The organism is Leclercia sp. Colony189, assembly GCF_009740165.1.
GTDB lineage: Bacteria > Pseudomonadota > Gammaproteobacteria > Enterobacterales > Enterobacteriaceae > Enterobacter.
Genome location: NZ_CP046557.1, coordinates 876,904 through 894,230 on the forward strand (window position 1 = coordinate 876,904; position 17,327 = coordinate 894,230).

A 17,327-nucleotide genomic window follows, 5' to 3' on the forward strand; every position below is an offset into this window, starting at 1 on the left:
GCTGGTATACTTCAGGGCTTATGAAGCGATGCCGGACGCGAATCCATAGGCATTGAGAAATTCGTTATAAAATCATACGGTTAGTAAAATGAAACATACTGTTGAAGTGATGATCCCTGAAGCGGAGATCAAAACGCGTATCGCCGAACTTGGTCGTCAGATCACCGAACATTATAAAGACAGCGGCAGTGAGATGGTGCTGGTGGGTCTGTTACGCGGTTCCTTCATGTTTATGGCCGATCTCTGTCGCGAAGTGCAGGTCTCCCATGAAGTCGATTTTATGACCGCCTCCAGCTATGGCAGCGGCATGTCGACCACCCGTGATGTTAAAATTCTCAAAGATCTGGATGAAGACATTCGCGGCAAAGATGTTCTGATTGTGGAAGACATCATCGATTCCGGGAACACGCTGTCAAAAGTACGCGAAATTCTCAGCCTGCGCGGCCCAAAATCGCTGGCGATTTGTACCCTGCTGGATAAACCGACCCGCCGTGAAGTGGACGTTCCCGTGGAGTTTGTCGGTTTCTCGATCCCGGACGAATTTGTGGTGGGCTACGGGATTGACTACGCGCAGCGCTATCGCCATCTGCCGTATGTCGGCAAAGTGGTGCTGCTGGACGAGTAAGGCGGATATTACCCGTTGGCGCTACGCTTAACGGGCCTGCGGACTAAAAACGGCAACTTGCGTTGCCGTTTTGCGTTTACTTGTGGTTAACGTGCTTCTGAGTCAGGTTAGAGACACCCTGACGGTAGCGCTGCTCCAGCGTTTCCCGGTTGGTTGCGGTCACTTCCAGATCGCGCAGCAGGCCATCGTGAATGCCATACGCCCAGCCGTGGATCGTCACCTTCTGCCCACGTTTCCACGCCGACTGCATAATGGTGGAGTGGCCGAGGTTGTAGACCTGTTCCATCACGTTCAGCTCGCACAGGGTGTCCAGGCGGCGCTCCTGCGGCATTTGACCCAACAGTGAGCTATGTTTGAACCAGATATCACGAATGTGCAGTAGCCAGTTGTCGATAAGGCCCAGTTCCGGATTTTCAACCGCTGCCTGCACGCCGCCGCAGCCGTAGTGACCACAAATGATGATGTGTTCGACTTCCAGAACATCTACCGCATACTGCACCACAGAGAGACAGTTCAGGTCGGTGTGGATCACCAGGTTCGCAACGTTGCGGTGAACAAAAAGTTCGCCAGGTTCAAGGCCGGTAAGACGTTCAGCCGGAACGCGGCTGTCGGAGCATCCAATCCAGAGAAAGCGTGGTTTCTGAGACTGAGACAGTTTCTCAAAAAATCCGGAATCTTCTTCCAGCAGCATCTTTGACCATAGTGCGTTATTGCTGATGAGTGTATCTATGTCATTCATGGAGGCTAACGGCCTGTAACCGAGTGATTGCGTTGCGCTACTATAGGGTAACCCGACTTTTAATGAAACCACACAACGTGTGTCAGAACTATAGGTAAGTTTATTTCATGGCGATTGCACTTGAGCTTGAGCAACTTAAAAAAACCTATCCGGGCGGCGTCCAGGCGCTGCGCGGGATAGATCTCAAAGTAGAAGCCGGTGATTTCTATGCGCTTCTGGGGCCTAACGGGGCAGGTAAATCCACCACCATCGGTATCATCAGCTCGCTGGTGAACAAATCCTCCGGCCGGGTGAGCGTGTTTGGCTATGACCTGGAGAAAGATGTGGTCAACGCCAAACGCCAGCTGGGGCTGGTGCCGCAGGAGTTTAACTTCAATCCGTTTGAGACCGTACAACAGATTGTGGTGAACCAGGCGGGTTACTACGGCGTGGAGCGCAAAGAGGCGGTCGCGCGCAGCGAAAAGTATCTTAAGCAGCTCGATCTGTGGGAGAAACGCAACGAACGTGCGCGGATGTTGTCCGGCGGCATGAAGCGTCGTCTGATGATTGCCCGCGCCCTGATGCACGAGCCAAAGCTGCTGATCCTCGATGAGCCCACCGCCGGGGTGGATATCGAGCTTCGCCGCTCAATGTGGAGCTTTTTGAAGGATTTAAACGACAAAGGCACCACCATTATCCTCACCACCCACTATCTGGAAGAGGCTGAGATGCTCTGTCGCAATATCGGCATCATTCAGCACGGCGAGCTGGTGGAAAACACCTCAATGAAAGATCTGCTCTCCAAGCTGAAGTCAGAGACGTTCATTCTCGACCTGGCGGCAAAAAGTCCGCTGCCGAAGCTGGTCGGCTATCAGTATCGTCTGGTGGATACCTCCACGCTTGAAGTGGAAGTGCTGCGCGAGCAGGGGATCAACAGCGTCTTCAGCCAGCTGAGCGAGCAGGGGATTCAGGTATTAAGTATGCGTAACAAAGCAAACCGACTGGAAGAGCTGTTCGTCTCGCTGGTCCATGAGAAACAAGGAGATCGCGCATGATGCAGCTTTACTGGGTGGCGCTGAAAAGTATCTGGGCCAAAGAGATCAACCGTTTCATGCGTATCTGGATCCAGACCCTGGTTCCGCCGGTGATCACCATGACCCTCTACTTTATTATCTTCGGCAACCTGATTGGCTCGCGCATCGGCGAGATGCACGGCTTTACCTATATGCAGTTTATTGTGCCGGGCCTGATCATGATGGCGGTCATCACCAACGCCTACGCCAACGTGGCGTCGTCGTTCTTCAGCGCCAAGTTCCAGCGCAACATTGAAGAGCTGCTGGTGGCGCCGGTGCCTACCCACGTCATCATCGCCGGTTACGTCGGGGGCGGGGTCGCGCGCGGCCTGTGCGTCGGCATTCTGGTCACCGCCGTTTCGCTGTTCTTTGTGCCATTCCAGGTGCACTCCTGGCTGTTTGTCGGCCTGACGCTGCTGCTGACGGCGATACTGTTCTCTCTGGCGGGGCTGCTGAACGCGGTATTCGCCAAAACCTTTGACGATATCAGCCTGATCCCGACCTTCGTCCTGACGCCGCTCACCTACCTCGGTGGGGTCTTCTACTCCCTGACGCTGCTGCCGCCGTTCTGGCAGGGGCTGTCACACCTGAACCCTATCGTCTATATGATCAGCGGCTTCCGCTTTGGTTTCCTCGGCATTTCCGATGTGCCGCTGGTGACGACCGTTGGCGTGCTGGTGATCTTTATCGTTGCCTTCTATCTGCTGTGCTGGAATCTGATCCAGCGCGGACGCGGGCTGCGTAGCTAACCATCAGGCCCGGCGGCGTTCTGTTGCCGGGCCGCTTTATTGACCACCGTCACCCCCATACCTTATCTCTCCCGCTACACTACTCCTTTCTGATGAGAGGTGACGATGCTGGGTTGGGTAATAACGTGCCATGAAGAACACGCGCAGCTGATGGCGGATCGGCTTGCCGCTCGCTTTGGGCCGCTGGAGCAATGCCAGGTGGTCAATTTCTGGCGCGGCTTAAGCTGCAATATGCTCAGCCGTATGTTGTGTGATGCCCAGCATCATGCCGACAGCGGTGACGGGGTGATCTTTCTGACCGACATCTCCGGCGCTGCGCCGTATCGCGCAGCCGCCCTGCTCAGCCATAAGCATGAGAATTGCGAAGTGATCTCCGGGATAAGCTATCCGCTGCTGGAGATGATGTACCCCCTGCGTGAAACGACCGACAGCGTCAGCTTTCGTAACACCATCGTGGCCCACGGCGCGCCGGACGTCAGCAGCCTGTGGCACCAGCAGCAGAAAAACCCGCCCTTCGTTCTGCTGCATGGACCGGAGAAATATTAAACATTGGTATTACCGGTGCTTTTGCTACAATGTCGTCCGATTTTCGTACTGAATAACTCTCTATGTTCTCGCGTATTTTTCTTCTGCTTCTTCTGCTGGTTTCCGGCGGCGCTTCTGCCAGTCTGCTAAGCCCGCAAGGGGCTCCGGCCCGTTATATGCAAACCACCGAAGATGCCACCATCTGGGCGCAGGTAGGTAACCGCGTCGTGACCGTCGGCAATGTGCGCGCCGGGCAGATCATCGCCGTTTCTCCCACCCCGGCAGATTACTATGAGTTCCGGTTTGGCTTTGGCACCGGTTTTATCGACAAAGGGCATCTGGGCGAAGTGCAGGGCAAACAGCGGGTGGAGGATAGCCTGGGCGATCTGAATAAGCCTCTCAGCAACCAGAATTTAATTACGTGGAAGGATACGCCGATCTACAACGCGCCCAGCGCCGGTAGCGCCCCGTTCGGTACGCTGGCAGATAATCTGCGCTATCCGATCCTCAATAAACTCAAGGATCGCCTGAATCAGACCTGGTATCAGATCCGCATCGCTAACCGTCTGGCCTGGGTCAGCAGCCTGGATGCGCAGGAAGATAATGGCCTGCCGGTGCTCACTTATCACCATATCCTGCGCGATGAAGAGAACACCCGTTTCCGCCATACCTCAACCACCACCAGCGTACGTGCCTTCAATAACCAGATGACCTGGCTGCGCGACCAGGGCTATACCACGCTGACCCTGTATCAGCTCGAAGGTTATGTGCGTAACAAAATGAACCTGCCCGCCAGGGCAGTGGTGATCACCTTTGACGACGGCCTGAAATCGGTCAGCCGCTACGCCTGGCCAATCCTCAGGCAGTACGGCTTTCACGCCACGGCCTTTATTATCTCCTCGCGGATCAAAGCGCATCCGCAGAAGTGGGATCCAAAGACGTTGCAGTTTATGAGCATTTCCGAGCTGCGGGAGATCCAGGATGTTTTTGACGTGCAGTCGCACACCCATTTCCTGCACCGGGTGGACAATAACCGCCATCCGATCCTGCTCAGCCGCAGTTACCACAACATCGTGATGGATTTCAAACACTCCCGCCGCGCGCTGGCGCAGTTTAACCCGCACGTGCTCTATCTTTCGTACCCGTTTGGCGGTTACAACGATAATGCGGTAAAAGCGGCGAATGACGCCGGTTTTCATCTGGCGGTGACGACGGTAAAAGGCAAGGTAAAGCCGGGAGATAATCCGTTCTTGTTAAAGCGTTTGTACGTTCTCAGAACGGATTCTTTAGAGACCATGTCGCGGCTGATCAGCAATCAGCCGCAGGGGTAGCATCAGGCAACCTGAACGGGGATCGCTTTCGCGGTGCGTTTCATGTCGTTGTCGCCTTCGAAATAGGCCACTTTCGGCTGCCAGCGGCGGGCTTCCTCGTCGGACATCATAACGAAGCTGGCGATGATGACGATATCGCCCACGTTGGCACAGTGCGCGGCTGCACCGTTCACGGAGATGATTTTAGAACCCCGTTCAGCCGCGATAGCATAGGTTGAGAAACGATTGCCGTTACTCACGTTCCAGATATCAATGGCTTCGTTTTCAAGAATACCCGCCGCGTCGAGAAAATCCTGATCGATCGCGCAGGAGCCTTCATAGTGCAGATCGGCCTGAGTGACCTTCACACGGTGAAGCTTACCTTGCAACATTTTGCGAATCATGATGTTACCTTTACTCTTCTTCGTAACCCACTTGCCCGCAAGTGGGAAGGGAAACTAATCCATTAGCTATCTATCAGCTCAGTCATTACTGAGCCAGTTCAACGACACTGTTGTCGATCAGGCGCGCCTGACCGAGCCACGCAGCAACCAGGATCACCGCGCGTTTGCTGGTGGCAGAGAGCTCCAGCAGCGTATCGGCATCGCGGATCTGAATATCATCAGCCCGGAAGCCTTTGTCATTCAGCTCCTGTTCGGCAATGGCGATAATCTCTTCACTGCTCAGCGCCTTCTGTTGCAGCTTTTCAACCATCGCGCTCATCACCTTATACAGACCCGGCGCGATTTTACGCTGGTCAGCGGTGAGGTAGCCGTTGCGGGAGCTCAGCGCCAGGCCATCTTTGGCACGCACGATCGGTACGCCAACGATGTCGATGTCGTAGCCCATGTCGGCTACCATCTTGCGGATCAGCGCCAGTTGCTGGAAATCTTTCTCGCCGAAACAGGCGATATCCGGCTGCACAAGGTTAAACAGCTTGCTGACGATGGTAGAAACACCGCGGAAATGACCCGGACGGCTGGCGCCTTCCAGCATGGTGGAGATACCCGGTACGTCCACATAGGTCGTCTCTTCCGTACCCTTAGGATAGACATCATTCGGTGCCGGGGCGAAGACGAAATCGACCTGATGCTTTTTCAGCTTCTCGCAATCTTCCTGCAGCGTGCGCGGGTAGCGGGCCAGGTCGTCGGCACGGTCAAATTGCATCGGGTTAACGAAAATGCTCACCACTACCACATCGGCACGGGCTTTGGCTTCGTCCACCAGCTTCATGTGGCCGTCATGCAGGTTGCCCATGGTGGGAACCAGCGCGATACGTTTACCTTCCTGGCGCAGGCGACGAATATGCTGGCGCAGCAGCGGCAGGGTTTCAATGATTAGCACAACAAGACTCCTTACTGGAAACTGTGTTCTTCACCCGGGTAAACACCCGATTCAACGTCGGCAATATACTGCCTGACTGCGCCGCGCATGTCGCCTGCGTCGATAAGGAAATTCTTCGCAAATTTTGGGATATGCCCGCCGGTAATGCCAAACGCATCGTGCATCACCAGAATTTGTCCGTCGGTGACGTTACCGGCGCCAATGCCGATCACCGGAATAGAAAGCGCCTCGGTAATGCGTTTCGCCAGCGACACCGGCACGCACTCCAGCACCAGCAGCTGTGCCCCTGCGGCTTCTAACGCCTGCGCATCATCAAACAGGGTCTGGGCAGCGTCACCGCGGCCCTGCACCTTATAGCCACCGAAGATATTGACCGACTGCGGGGTTAACCCCAGATGGCCGCATACCGGCACCGCGCGCTCGGTGAGCATGCCTACGGTCTCAACCAGCCAGGCGCCGCCTTCCACTTTGACCATGTTGGCACCGGCGCGCATCACCGTGGCGGCATTTTCAAACGCCTGCTCCGGTGTGGCGTAGGCCATAAACGGGAGATCGGCGAGCAGCATAGAAGCTGGGGCTCCGCGGCGAACCGCCCGGGTATGATAAGCAATATCTTCTACCGTTACCGGCAGAGTGGAGTCATGTCCCTGGACCGTCATCCCTAACGAGTCGCCGACCAGCATGACGTTAATCCCCTCTTCGGCAAAGAGTTTGGCGAAGCTGTAGTCATAGGCGGTAATGGTGGCGAAGCGCTGCTTGTCCTGTTTGCATTTCTGCAGGGTGGCGATGGTGGTTGGTTTCATACTGTTTCCTGATAGCCCAAAGCGAATCTTTGCGCATTCTAACAGTAACATTCGGGGGAACAATGATTTTACGTAACCGATTAACCATAAATATTTCATGGTTAATCAACGGAAATTTACTGTTACCAGTGAGCTGGTTTTTCGGCGTTAAGCTGCGTCAGCAGGGCGCTCAGACTTTCGCCGTCGGGGAAGATCAGGTCGGGGGCAATTTCAAACAGCGGCCAGAGCATAAAGCCGCGGCGTTTCATGTCGTAATGCGGCACGGTCAGGCGTTCGGTGTTAATCACCGCATCACCAAACAGCATGATATCCAAATCGAGGGTGCGCGGTCCCCAGCGCTCTTCTTTACGCACGCGCCCCTGCTGCAGCTCAATGCGCTGGGTGTTGTCCAGCAGCGCGTCGGCGCTAAGGGCGGTTTCCAGCGCAATGGCGGCGTTGAGGTAGTCGGGCTGATCCTGCGGGCCCAGCGGGGGCGTGCGATAGAAAGAGGAGAGGGCGACAACGCGGCTCTGCGGAATGTCGCCCAGCGCCTGGACGGCAGCATTGACCTGCTCCAGCGGAGAGGCCAGATTACTGCCGATGGCGATATAGGCCAGCGTCATGCGGCCCCTTCGCGGCGTGGAGCACGCTTACGTGGACGACGATGGCGGCGACGCGGCGCCGGCTCTTCATCGAGACCGGTCAGCATGTCCTTCTGCGCCGGTGGCGCAGAAACCTGGAACTCACCCCACCACTGCACCAGCGCCTGCAGCTCGCGGTTGTTCTCCGCTTCGGCACGCAGGGCCATCAGATCGTAAGCCGCACGGAATTTTGGATGCTCCATTAACTTCCATGCGCGTTTACCCTGACGACGGGACATCCGCAGCTGAAGCTGCCAGATATCACGCACCAGCGTGGTGATGCGTTTCGGGATCGCCAGCGAACGGCAGGCTTCATCCAGCACATCGTTAGCGGCCAGGGCGAAGGCATCGTAGTAGGCCAGACCGCTCTCCTGAGCAATCTTCTGTGCCGTCTCCAGCAGCGGATACCAGAACATCGCCGCAAAGAGGAATGCCGGGTTAACGCGCATATCGTTCTGAATGCGGTTATCGGTATTCTTCAACACCTGGTCGATGATACGTTCCATCGCGCTGTCACCTTTTTCGGTGAAGTTGCGCGTAATGGTCGGGAACAGGGGCTGGAACAGGCTGTATTCGCGCAGCAGCTGATAGGTGGCAAAACCGTGACCAGCCTGCAGCAGCTTCAGCGCCTCTTCAAACAGACGCGCCGGGGGCACATCGTTGATCAGCGTCGCCAGGCGCGGGATCGGCTCGGCGGTTTCCGGGCTGATGTGCATACCCAGCTTGGCGGCAAAACGCACGGCACGCAGCATCCGCACCGGATCTTCGCGGTAGCGGGTTTCCGGGTTGCCGATCAGGCGAATCAGACCCGCTTTAAGATCCGGCACCCCACCCACGAAATCGCGGACGGTAAAGTCAGCCACGCTGTAATACAGGCTGTTGATAGTGAAATCGCGACGCTGGGCATCTTCTTCGATAGAACCGAAGATATTGTCACGCAGCAGCATACCGTTCTGGCCGCGCTGGGAAGTGGTGCGATCGGTTGGCGTGCCTTCGTGATGACCACGGAAGGTGGCCACTTCGATGATCTCCGGCCCAAACATGACGTGAGCAAGACGGAAGCGGCGGCCAACCAGACGGCAGTTGCGGAATAATTTCCGCACCTGCTCAGGCGTGGCGCTGGTGGTCACGTCAAAATCTTTCGGCTTTTTGCCCAGCAACAGGTCACGCACCCCGCCACCAACGAGATACGCCTCATAGCCAGCTTTATTCAGGCGATAAAGCACCTTAAGGGCGTTTTCACTGATATCTTTGCGGGAAATAGCATGCTGTTCGCGCGGAATAACCGACATCGTATTTTGAACAATGACGTCATCCGCCATGCTCTCATCGCGGCTCAGCACCTTACGGCAAAAATTAGCGACTCGGGTAAAAATAGTACACCTCGGTAGTGTGTGTTTCAGAATTCAGGACAAAAAATAGCGGCTAATCATAGCTCAGCGAGACGCATTTGAGAATGCTGGATTTTCGGCACGCGAATGAGCGACCAGTTGGCCACCGCTTTTTCCAGCAATTCTTCGGTGCGCAGATCCTGCCACTCATTTGTTACATCCTGGTTTAGAAATTGTAAAGCATTGATAAGAACAGGGCGAGGATCGCCGGTCGGTAATGCGGGGGCATGATTCTGTTTCGAGAGTTTCATCCCTTTTTCATTCACCACCAGCGGCAGGTGAATGTAGTCAGGAACCGGCCAGCCAAACAGCCGGTAGAGCGAAATCTGCCGGACGGTAGGTTCAATCAGGTCGGCCCCGCGCACAATTTCGTTTACGCCCTGGAAATGGTCATCCACCACCACCGCCAGGTTATAAGCAAACAGCCCGTCCCGCCGATGGATAATGAAATCCTCGCCCGCCAGACGCGCATCGGCGTGGAGTTCACCCTGTAACCGGTCGGTAAAGCAGGTGACGGGATGCTGTTGCACCACCCGCACCGCCGCATTTTCCGGGCCGTGATGCAGGGTGCGGCAGTGGCCGTCATAGACGCCGCCGACGCGCTGAATGCGGGCGCGGGTGCAGGTGCAGTAGTACGAAAGGCCCTCGGCATGCAGCCAGGCCAGGCGTTCGCGGTAGGCTTCGTGACGATGGGATTGCCAGAGAATGTCGCCATCCCAGTGCAGGCCGTAATGTTCCAGCTGTCGCAGAATGGTGTCTGCCGCACCGGGAACTTCACGCGGAGGGTCGATATCTTCAATCCGCACGCGCCAGATACCCTGTTGGGCACGGACTTGCAGATAGCTGCCAAGGGCAGCAATGAGCGAGCCGAAATGCAGTTCGCCAGAGGGGGATGGCGCGAAGCGCCCAATATAGTCAGCAGGCATAATTACACAGCGCAGAAAGTAATCAGGCGGGAGAGAACTCCCGCCTGTGGTAGCGTCATGACAGGGCTGGCATTAACCGGCCATCTGTTTTTCGCGGATTTCTGCCAGCGTTTTACAGTCGATGCACAGGTCGGCTGTCGGACGGGCTTCCAGACGACGAATGCCGATTTCGACACCGCAGGACTCGCAGAAGCCGAAATCTTCGTCTTCGACTTTTTTCAGCGTTTTCTCAATCTTTTTGATCAGCTTGCGCTCGCGGTCACGGTTACGCAGTTCGAGGCTGAACTCTTCTTCCTGGGCGGCACGGTCTACCGGATCCGGGAAGTTAGCCGCTTCGTCCTGCATATGTGTAACGGTGCGATCGACTTCATCCCGGAGTTGATTACGCCATGCTTCAAGGATTCGCTTGAAGTGTGATAGCTGGGCTTCGTTCATATACTCTTCGCCCGGCTTCTCTTGATACGGCTCCACCCCAGCGATGGCGAGAATACTCAGGGACGATGTTTTACGGTTTTGCCCTTCTTGCATGTTGCTTCTCCTTAACACGCACTATCGATCCCCGTGTTGGGGGAAAAATCAGGCCGCTATAAATAGCAGATGCTTTTCCGTAAGGCAATTATCTAAACGTAACACTTGACAAGCCTGTGAGGAAAAGCGTATTTGCGCACACGACCAGAATACTTATTAGCCAACGCTCAACCCCTTTCATAACGTGGCGGGGAGAGCGGATCTCAGAGTGATATTATCGGCAGAAAGTTCAGCTTTATACACCAAAACCTCTACCCCCTGCTTTTGTGCCTCATTCAACAGTTGCGCGTACTTAAGGTCAATATGGCGGGCGGGTGAAAATCGCCCAATTGCGCTGTGCAATACTGCAAATAACAGCACGGCGCGTTTGCCCGCCGCCGCTACACTCATAAGCTCCCGGAGGTGCTTCTGCCCTCGCAGCGTCACCGCATCCGGGAAATAACCGTTATCTTTCTCAGCTAACGTCACTGATTTCACTTCAATATAGCACTCGGGGCGATCGTCTGCCTGCAACATAAAGTCGATTCTGCTGCTTTCGCTGCCATATTTTACCTCGCTTTTTAGCGTGTTATAGCCGCGCAGTTCCGGAATAAAATCCAGACTAATCGCCTCTTTGACCAGCTGGTTCGCTCGCAGCGTATTGACGCAAATATATTCTCCGTCCGCGGTCTGGGTTATTTCCCAGGTGTGAGGATATTTACGTTTGATATTACTGGAGGTGGAGTACCAGACGGTATCCCCCGGCGTGGCGCAGCCGGTCATCGCCCCGGTATTGGGGCAGTGCAGCGTCAGGGTTTCACCGTTAGGCGTTACCACGTCGGCAAGAAAACGTTTATAGCGTTGTACCAGCGTGGCGGGTTGTAGGGCAGGGGTAAACTGCATGCGAATTCCTTGTTATTCGGTAAGCGTCCAGCGCTGGAGCGGCGTGTAGCGCGTGCGCCCGCCTGCGAAACGGCTCTCGTAGAGGACAAAATCTTTCACCGCAAACGACCACTGAAAACCCGGTGGCGGAATGGCGACGGCGTGGCTGGCATCGCGCAGCAGGGTGATATGCGGATGAAACGGCTGGGGACTTTGATAGCAGCCGCTGCGCGCCGCCTGGGCCCGCAACATGTTGGCAAGCTGTAATAACCCCCGCGGCGGCTGGCGGGTACCCAGCCAGACGACGCGGGAGCGCAGCCACTGTCCGGCATCGTCCAGCGTCAGGGTAAACTCCGGCTGACGGATGCGTCCGGCCATTGCTGCCAGCGCCTGCTGTTTCTCAGGGCTGACATCCCCTAAAAACGCCAGCGTCAGGTGCAGGTTGCCGCCTGCCACCGGACGGCCCGCTTCCGGCGCAAAGTGGTCGGCGCGCCAGCGGACGATCTGCCGCTGGAGCGGGGCAGGCATTTCAATGGCAAAAAACAACCTTTTTGACTCGGACATACGGCGCACTCGGTAATGAATTGTGGCGATGCTACAATGTACGCCGTCTAAAGTTAACCCTCTGGAGCCATTCGTGTCCTTGTTGCCGGTCGCCGCTGTCCTTCCCGATCTCCTTCACGCCTTACAACATGCCCCCCAGGTGCTGCTGAACGCGCCAACCGGTGCGGGCAAATCGACCTGGCTGCCGCTGCAGATCCTGGCGCAGGGGGCGATCAACGGCAAAATCATCCTGCTCGAACCGCGCAGGCTCGCGGCCCGCAACGTGGCGCAGCGCCTGGCGGAGCTGCTGGGGGAAAAGCCCGGCGAGACGGTCGGCTACCGGATGCGCGCCGAAACCTGCGTGGGGGCCAACACCCGGCTGGAGGTGGTCACCGAGGGGATCCTCACCCGGATGCTGCAGCAGGATCCCGAGCTGACCGGCACAGGACTGGTGATCCTCGATGAGTTCCACGAGCGCAGCCTGCAGGCGGATCTGGCGCTGGCGCTGCTGCTGGATGTCCAGCAGGGACTGCGGGACGATCTCAAACTGCTGATCATGTCCGCGACCCTGGATAACGCGCGGCTCCAGCGCCTGCTGCCGGAGGCACCCACCATTGTGTCTGAGGGCCGGACGTTTCCGGTGGAGCGGCGCTATCAGTCGCTCTCCACCCAGCTGCGTTTCGACGAAGCGGTGGCGGTCGCCACCACCGAGCTGCTGCGCCAGGAGCCGGGCTCGCTGCTGCTGTTTTTGCCGGGCGTGATTGAGATCCAGCGGGTACAGGAGCAGCTGTCACGTCGCCTAAGTGATGACGTGGTGCTCTGCCCGCTGTATGGCGCCCTGCCGCTGGCCGAGCAGCGTAAAGCGATCCTGCCAGCCCCGCCAGGGCAGCGCAAAGTGGTGCTGGCGACCAATATTGCCGAAACCAGCCTGACCATCGAGGGCATCCGGCTGGTGGTGGACTCCGCCCAGGAGCGGGTGGCGAATTTCGACCCGCGCACCGGCCTGACCCGCCTGCTGACCCAGCGCGTGAGCCAGGCTTCCATGACCCAGCGCGCCGGGCGCGCCGGGCGACTGGAGCCGGGTATCTGTCTGCATCTTACGCCGTTTGAGCAGGCAGAACGCGCCGCGGCGCAGGGCACGCCCGAAATTATGCAAAGCGATCTCAGCGGCCTGCTGATGGAACTGTTGCAGTGGGGCTGCCGGGAGCCCTCGCAATTAAACTGGCTGGATCTGCCGCCTGCGACTAACCTTGCGGCGGCCCGGCGCTTATTAACGCAGCTTGGGGCGCTGGCGGGAGAGCAGCTCACCGCCTTTGGTCAGAAGATGGCGACGCCTGGCAACGATCCGCGGCTGGCGGCCATGCTGGCCAGCGCGACGGATGACGATGATATTGCGACGGCGGCAAAGCTGGCCGCTATCCTTGAACAGCCGCCGCGTGGCGCCAGTAGCGATCTGGCTCAGGCCTTCTCCCGCAATCAGCCGGAGTGGCAGCAGCGTGCCCGGCAGTTGAGTGCGCGCCTGAACAGCCGGGGCGGGGCGCCGGAGAGCGACCGGGTGCCCGTGCTGCTGGCGAAGGCGTTTCCCGACCGGATCGCCCGCCGCCGTGGGCTTGATGGACGCTATCAACTGGCAAATGGCATGGGCGCGATGCTACAGAGCGACGACGCCATGACCCGCCACGAGTGGCTGATTGCGCCGCTACTGTTGCAGGGCAGCCAGTCGCCGGATGCCCGTATTCTGCAGGCCATAGCAGTGGATATTGATACTCTGATCGCCGCTTCTCCGGGCCTGGTGGAACAGTCTGACACCGTGGAGTGGGATGAAGCGCAGGGCACGCTGAAGGCGCTGCGGCGTTCGCAGATTGGCCGCCTGACGGTGAGCGTCAAGCCGCTGGCGAAGCCCTCGGAAGAGGAGCTGCATCAGGCGATGCTTAACGGCATCCGCGATAAAGGGCTCAGCGTGCTGAACTGGACCCCGGAGGCGGAGCAGTACCGGCTTCGCCTGCACTGCGCGGCGCAGTGGCTGCCGGAGTACGCGTGGCCCGCGGTAGACGAAGCCTCGCTGCTGGCAAATCTGGAAAACTGGTTACTGCCGCAAATGAGTGGCGTACACTCCCTGCGCGCGCTAAAAGCGCTGGATGTTAAGGCGGCATTACAGAACTTAACCGACTGGTCGTTACGCCAACGTCTGGATACCGAGCTTCCAGGGCATTACACTGTGCCCACCGGCAGCCGGATAGCCATTCGTTATCATGAAGATAATCCTCCGGCGCTGGCGGTACGCATGCAGGAGATGTTTGGCGAGGCGACCACGCCTGCCATTGCGCAGGGGCGGGTGCCGCTGGTGCTGGAGCTGTTGTCACCGGCCCAGCGTCCGCTGCAGATCACCCGGGATTTGGGTGCATTCTGGGCTGGCAGCTACCGCGAGGTGCAAAAAGAGATGAAAGGGCGTTATCCCAAACATGTCTGGCCGGACGACCCGGCAAATACCGCGCCGACCCGGCGCACGAAGAAGTATTCGTAGCGCCACCCGGCAATACCCTCTGAGAGGGTAAATTTGAGAGATTTCTTCTTCCTCCATCAGGGGGAAGACCAGAGAATCGGGCCTTTGCGCCTGATAGTTGCGGAGAGAAAGCATGGCGGGGAATGACCGCGAGCCAATTGGACGTAAAGGAAGACCTGCCCGTCCGGCAAAAGAAAAGGCAGGCCGTCGACGCCTCAGAGATGAAGAGTACGACGATGTTGATAATGAGTATGACGATGTCGCACCTGCGCCACGTAAAGGAAAAGGCAAAAAAGGTAAACCTCGTGGCAAGCGCGGCTGGTTCTGGCTGCTGCTGAAGCTGTTTATTGTTTTCCTCATCCTGCTGGCGATCTATGGCGTCTATCTGGATCAAAAGATCCGCAGCCGCATTGACGGCAAAGTCTGGCAGCTGCCGGCGGCGGTCTATGGCCGGATGGTTAACCTTGAGCCGGATATGTCCATCAGCAAGAACGAGATGGTCAAGCTGCTGGAGGCGACCCAGTACCGCCAGGTGACGAAGATGACCCGTCCCGGCGAGTTTACGGTGCAGGCGAAGAGCATTGAGATGATCCGCCGTCCGTTTGACTTCCCGGACAGTAAAGAGGGGCAGGTGCGCGCGCGTCTGACCTTCGATGGCGATCATCTGGAAACTATTGAGAACATGGAGAACAACCGTCAGTTCGGTTTCTTCCGTCTCGATCCGCGGCTGATCACCATGCTCTCCTCGCCAAACGGCGAGCAGCGCCTGTTTGTGGCGCGTAATGGCTTCCCGGATCTGCTGGTGGATACCCTGCTGGCGACCGAGGACCGTCACTTCTATGAGCACGATGGCGTCAGCCTCTACTCCATTGGTCGTGCGGTGCTGGCGAACCTGACCGCAGGACGCACGGTGCAGGGGGCAAGTACCCTGACCCAGCAGCTGGTGAAGAACCTGTTCCTCTCCAGCGAACGCTCCTACTGGCGTAAGGCCAACGAAGCCTACATGGCCGTGCTGATGGATGCGCGCTACAGCAAAGACCGCATTCTTGAGCTCTATATGAACGAGGTCTATCTCGGTCAGAGCGGCGACAATGAAATTCGCGGCTTCCCGCTGGCGAGCCTCTACTACTTTGGCCGTCCGGTGGAAGAGCTGAGCCTCGACCAGCAGGCGTTGCTGGTGGGCATGGTTAAGGGTGCCTCCATCTACAACCCGTGGCGTAACCCGAAACTGGCTCTGGAGCGGCGTAATCTGGTGCTGCGTCTGCTGCAACAGCAGCAGGTGATCGACCAGGAACTGTATGACATGCTCAGCGCACGTCCGTTAGGCGTACAGCCGCGCGGCGGCGTCATCTCCCCGCAGCCTGCATTTATGCAGATGGTGCGTCAGGAGCTGCAGGCCAAACTGGGCGATAAAGTTAAAGATCTCTCCGGCGTGAAGATCTTCACCACCTTTGACTCCGTGGCGCAGGATGCCGCAGAGAAGGCGGCGGTAGAAGGTATTCCGGCGCTGAAAAAACAGCGCAAGCTGAGCGATCTGGAGACCGCGATGGTGGTGGTCGATCGCACCACCGGCGAAGTGCGGGCGATGGTCGGCGGGGCAGAGCCGCAGTTTGCGGGCTATAACCGCGCCATGCAGGCACGCCGTTCGATCGGCTCTCTGGCTAAACCGGCGACCTATCTCACCGCTTTGAGCCAGCCGAACCAGTATCGTCTCAACACCTGGATCGCCGATGCCCCGATTGCCCTGCGCCAGCCGAATGGCCAGGTCTGGTCGCCGCAGAACGACGATAAGCAGTACAGCGGCCAGGTGATGCTGGTGGACGCCCTGACGCGTTCCATGAACGTGCCGACGGTTAACCTTGGGATGGCGCTTGGCCTGCCAGCAGTCACCGATACCTGGCTAAAACTGGGCGTGCCGAAAGATCAGCTGCATCCGGTTCCGGCCATGCTGCTGGGGGCCCTGAACCTGACGCCAATTGAAGTGGCGCAGGCGTTCCAGACCATCGCCAGCGGCGGGAACCGTGCTCCGCTCTCTGCGCTGCGTTCAGTGATTGCCGAAGACGGCACCCCGCTGTACCAGAGCTTTCCGCAGGCGGAGCGTGCCGTACCGGCGCAGGCTGCCTATATGACCCTCTGGACCATGCAGCAGGTTGTGCAGCGCGGTACCGGGCGTCAGCTGGGGGCGAAGTACCCTGGCCTGCATCTGGCGGGTAAAACCGGGACCACCAATAACAACGTCGACACCTGGTTTGCGGGTATCGACGGACGTGAAGTGGTGATCACCTGGGTAGGGCGCGATAACAACCAGCCAACCAAGCTGTATGGTGCCAGCGGGGCGATGTCTATCTACCAGCGCTATCTGGCTAACCAGTCGCCGGTGCCGTTAACCCTGACGCCACCGGAAGATATCGTCGATATGGGCGTGGATGAGTCGGGCAACTTTGTGTGTGGCGGCGGTATGCGCCGTGTGCCGGTCTGGACCAGCAACCCGGACTCCCTGTGTCAGCAGGCTGCCCCGGAACCATCGGGTAATCCGTTTGACCAGTCTTCTCAGCCGCAGTCGCAGCCGCAACAACAGCAGCCGCAGCAGCCCGAGAAGAAGGAGAGCGACGGTGTCGCGGGCTGGATCAAGGATATGTTCGGCGGTTAACTCACCACTATTCCCTCTCCTGCGGGAGAGGGAATTTTCACCTCAATTAAACATCCCTCCAACACTCAAACCTTCATTTATTAACCCTCTATTTTCCATTGTTTAATTCTTATACCCTCATTTCCTGTAGGGGCGCATATCACTTGCTATGCCGTGAA

17 protein-coding genes are annotated in these 17,327 nt (G+C 57.6%); 7 read left to right on the forward strand and 10 right to left on the reverse strand.

The genetic code is table 11. From position 1 onward, the window contains the following. Nucleotides 1-88: 88 nt before the first annotated feature. Entirely contained in the window at nt 89-625 is a 537-nt protein-coding gene (gene hpt / locus GNG29_RS04135; RefSeq protein WP_103178304.1) for a hypoxanthine phosphoribosyltransferase, read from the forward strand. A gap of 76 nt (nt 626-701) precedes the next feature. Here hpt and can read toward each other — a convergent pair whose 3' ends face one another. Then, a complete protein-coding gene (gene can / locus GNG29_RS04140; protein WP_103178305.1) occupies nt 702-1,364 on the reverse strand; it encodes a carbonate dehydratase in 663 nt (220 codons plus the stop codon). A 107-nt stretch (nt 1,365-1,471) separates the two neighbouring features. Between can and GNG29_RS04145 the strand changes: the two genes are divergently transcribed. The 4 genes from GNG29_RS04145 to GNG29_RS04160 all read left to right on the forward strand — a co-directional run bounded on the left by GNG29_RS04145 (nt 1,472) and on the right by GNG29_RS04160 (nt 5,021). Further along, complete coding sequence (locus GNG29_RS04145) at nt 1,472-2,398, forward strand: ABC transporter ATP-binding protein (RefSeq protein ID WP_103178306.1); 927 nt, start codon at nt 1,472-1,474, stop codon at nt 2,396-2,398. Next, nucleotides 2,395-3,165, forward strand: a complete 771-nt coding sequence (locus GNG29_RS04150) for an ABC transporter permease (protein ID WP_103178307.1) — start codon at nt 2,395-2,397, stop codon at nt 3,163-3,165. Before GNG29_RS04145 ends, GNG29_RS04150 begins: the two co-directional genes overlap by 4 nt. Before the next feature lie 105 nt (nt 3,166-3,270). Then, on the forward strand, nt 3,271-3,711 hold the full coding sequence (locus tag GNG29_RS04155) for a PTS sugar transporter subunit IIA (RefSeq protein WP_156653922.1): 441 nt from the start codon (nt 3,271-3,273) through the stop codon (nt 3,709-3,711). Between the two features lie 62 nt (nt 3,712-3,773). Then, the gene (locus GNG29_RS04160; RefSeq protein WP_103178309.1) at nt 3,774-5,021 is read left to right on the forward strand and encodes a polysaccharide deacetylase family protein; all 1,248 of its coding nucleotides are present in this window, start codon (nt 3,774-3,776) and stop codon (nt 5,019-5,021) included. Between the two features lie 2 nt (nt 5,022-5,023). Here the strand turns inward: GNG29_RS04160 and panD are convergent, their stop codons facing one another. From panD to thpR, 9 genes are all read right to left on the reverse strand, one after another. After that, on the reverse strand, nt 5,024-5,404 hold the full coding sequence (gene panD, locus GNG29_RS04165) for an aspartate 1-decarboxylase (RefSeq protein ID WP_032616579.1): 381 nt from the start codon (nt 5,402-5,404) through the stop codon (nt 5,024-5,026). A gap of 85 nt (nt 5,405-5,489) precedes the next feature. Continuing rightward, on the reverse strand, nt 5,490-6,344 hold the full coding sequence (gene panC, locus GNG29_RS04170; RefSeq protein WP_103823278.1) for a pantoate--beta-alanine ligase: 855 nt from the start codon (nt 6,342-6,344) through the stop codon (nt 5,490-5,492). Between the two features lie 11 nt (nt 6,345-6,355). Then, a complete protein-coding gene (gene panB / locus GNG29_RS04175) occupies nt 6,356-7,147 on the reverse strand; it encodes a 3-methyl-2-oxobutanoate hydroxymethyltransferase (protein WP_156653923.1) in 792 nt (263 codons plus the stop codon). Nucleotides 7,148-7,269: 122 nt separating this feature from the next. Beyond that, nucleotides 7,270-7,749, reverse strand: a complete 480-nt coding sequence (gene folK, locus GNG29_RS04180) for a 2-amino-4-hydroxy-6-hydroxymethyldihydropteridine diphosphokinase (protein WP_156653924.1) — start codon at nt 7,747-7,749, stop codon at nt 7,270-7,272. Beyond that, the gene (gene pcnB, locus GNG29_RS04185; RefSeq protein ID WP_210405546.1) at nt 7,746-9,143 is read right to left on the reverse strand and encodes a polynucleotide adenylyltransferase PcnB; all 1,398 of its coding nucleotides are present in this window, start codon (nt 9,141-9,143) and stop codon (nt 7,746-7,748) included. Before pcnB ends, folK begins: the two co-directional genes overlap by 4 nt. Before the next feature lie 53 nt (nt 9,144-9,196). Further along, complete coding sequence (gluQRS, locus tag GNG29_RS04190) at nt 9,197-10,084, reverse strand: tRNA glutamyl-Q(34) synthetase GluQRS (RefSeq protein ID WP_156653925.1); 888 nt, start codon at nt 10,082-10,084, stop codon at nt 9,197-9,199. A 72-nt stretch (nt 10,085-10,156) separates the two neighbouring features. Then, nucleotides 10,157-10,612 (reverse strand): RNA polymerase-binding protein DksA, encoded by a 456-nt coding sequence (gene dksA, locus GNG29_RS04195; RefSeq protein WP_012016093.1) that lies wholly within the window; start codon nt 10,610-10,612, stop codon nt 10,157-10,159. 177 nt (nt 10,613-10,789) lie between these two features. After that, nucleotides 10,790-11,494: a DNA/RNA nuclease SfsA gene (sfsA, locus tag GNG29_RS04200; protein ID WP_103178315.1), complete on the reverse strand. Its 705-nt coding sequence runs from the start codon at nt 11,492-11,494 to the stop codon at nt 10,790-10,792. A gap of 12 nt (nt 11,495-11,506) precedes the next feature. After that, the gene (thpR, locus tag GNG29_RS04205; RefSeq protein WP_156653926.1) at nt 11,507-12,037 is read right to left on the reverse strand and encodes an RNA 2',3'-cyclic phosphodiesterase; all 531 of its coding nucleotides are present in this window, start codon (nt 12,035-12,037) and stop codon (nt 11,507-11,509) included. Between the two features lie 73 nt (nt 12,038-12,110). On the opposite strand from thpR, the gene hrpB reads away from it, so the two are divergent. Further along, complete coding sequence (gene hrpB / locus GNG29_RS04210; protein WP_156653927.1) at nt 12,111-14,540, forward strand: ATP-dependent helicase HrpB; 2,430 nt, start codon at nt 12,111-12,113, stop codon at nt 14,538-14,540. Nucleotides 14,541-14,652: 112 nt separating this feature from the next. Beyond that, nucleotides 14,653-17,169 carry a bifunctional glycosyl transferase/transpeptidase gene (gene mrcB, locus GNG29_RS04215; RefSeq protein WP_156653928.1) on the forward strand — a complete coding sequence of 839 codons (2,517 nt, stop codon included), beginning with the start codon at nt 14,653-14,655 and terminating at the stop codon, nt 17,167-17,169. The last annotated feature ends 158 nt before the right edge of the window (nt 17,170-17,327 follow it).

Excerpts from the sequence above, each read along its gene's own strand:
- hpt (WP_103178304.1), top strand. The coding sequence starts at position 89 with ATGAAACATACTGTTGAAGTGATGATCCCTGAAGCGGAGATCAAAACG.
- can (WP_103178305.1), bottom strand. The coding sequence starts at position 1,364 with ATGAATGACATAGATACACTCATCAGCAATAACGCACTATGGTCAAAG.
- GNG29_RS04145 (WP_103178306.1), top strand. The coding sequence starts at position 1,472 with ATGGCGATTGCACTTGAGCTTGAGCAACTTAAAAAAACCTATCCGGGC.
- GNG29_RS04150 (WP_103178307.1), top strand. The coding sequence starts at position 2,395 with ATGATGCAGCTTTACTGGGTGGCGCTGAAAAGTATCTGGGCCAAAGAG.
- GNG29_RS04155 (WP_156653922.1), top strand. The coding sequence starts at position 3,271 with ATGCTGGGTTGGGTAATAACGTGCCATGAAGAACACGCGCAGCTGATG.
- GNG29_RS04160 (WP_103178309.1), top strand. The coding sequence starts at position 3,774 with ATGTTCTCGCGTATTTTTCTTCTGCTTCTTCTGCTGGTTTCCGGCGGC.
- panD (WP_032616579.1), bottom strand. The coding sequence starts at position 5,404 with ATGATTCGCAAAATGTTGCAAGGTAAGCTTCACCGTGTGAAGGTCACT.
- panB (WP_156653923.1), bottom strand. The coding sequence starts at position 7,147 with ATGAAACCAACCACCATCGCCACCCTGCAGAAATGCAAACAGGACAAG.
- folK (WP_156653924.1), bottom strand. The coding sequence starts at position 7,749 with ATGACGCTGGCCTATATCGCCATCGGCAGTAATCTGGCCTCTCCGCTG.
- gluQRS (WP_156653925.1), bottom strand. The coding sequence starts at position 10,084 with ATGCCTGCTGACTATATTGGGCGCTTCGCGCCATCCCCCTCTGGCGAA.
- dksA (WP_012016093.1), bottom strand. The coding sequence starts at position 10,612 with ATGCAAGAAGGGCAAAACCGTAAAACATCGTCCCTGAGTATTCTCGCC.
- sfsA (WP_103178315.1), bottom strand. The coding sequence starts at position 11,494 with ATGCAGTTTACCCCTGCCCTACAACCCGCCACGCTGGTACAACGCTAT.
- thpR (WP_156653926.1), bottom strand. The coding sequence starts at position 12,037 with ATGTCCGAGTCAAAAAGGTTGTTTTTTGCCATTGAAATGCCTGCCCCG.
- mrcB (WP_156653928.1), top strand. The coding sequence starts at position 14,653 with ATGGCGGGGAATGACCGCGAGCCAATTGGACGTAAAGGAAGACCTGCC.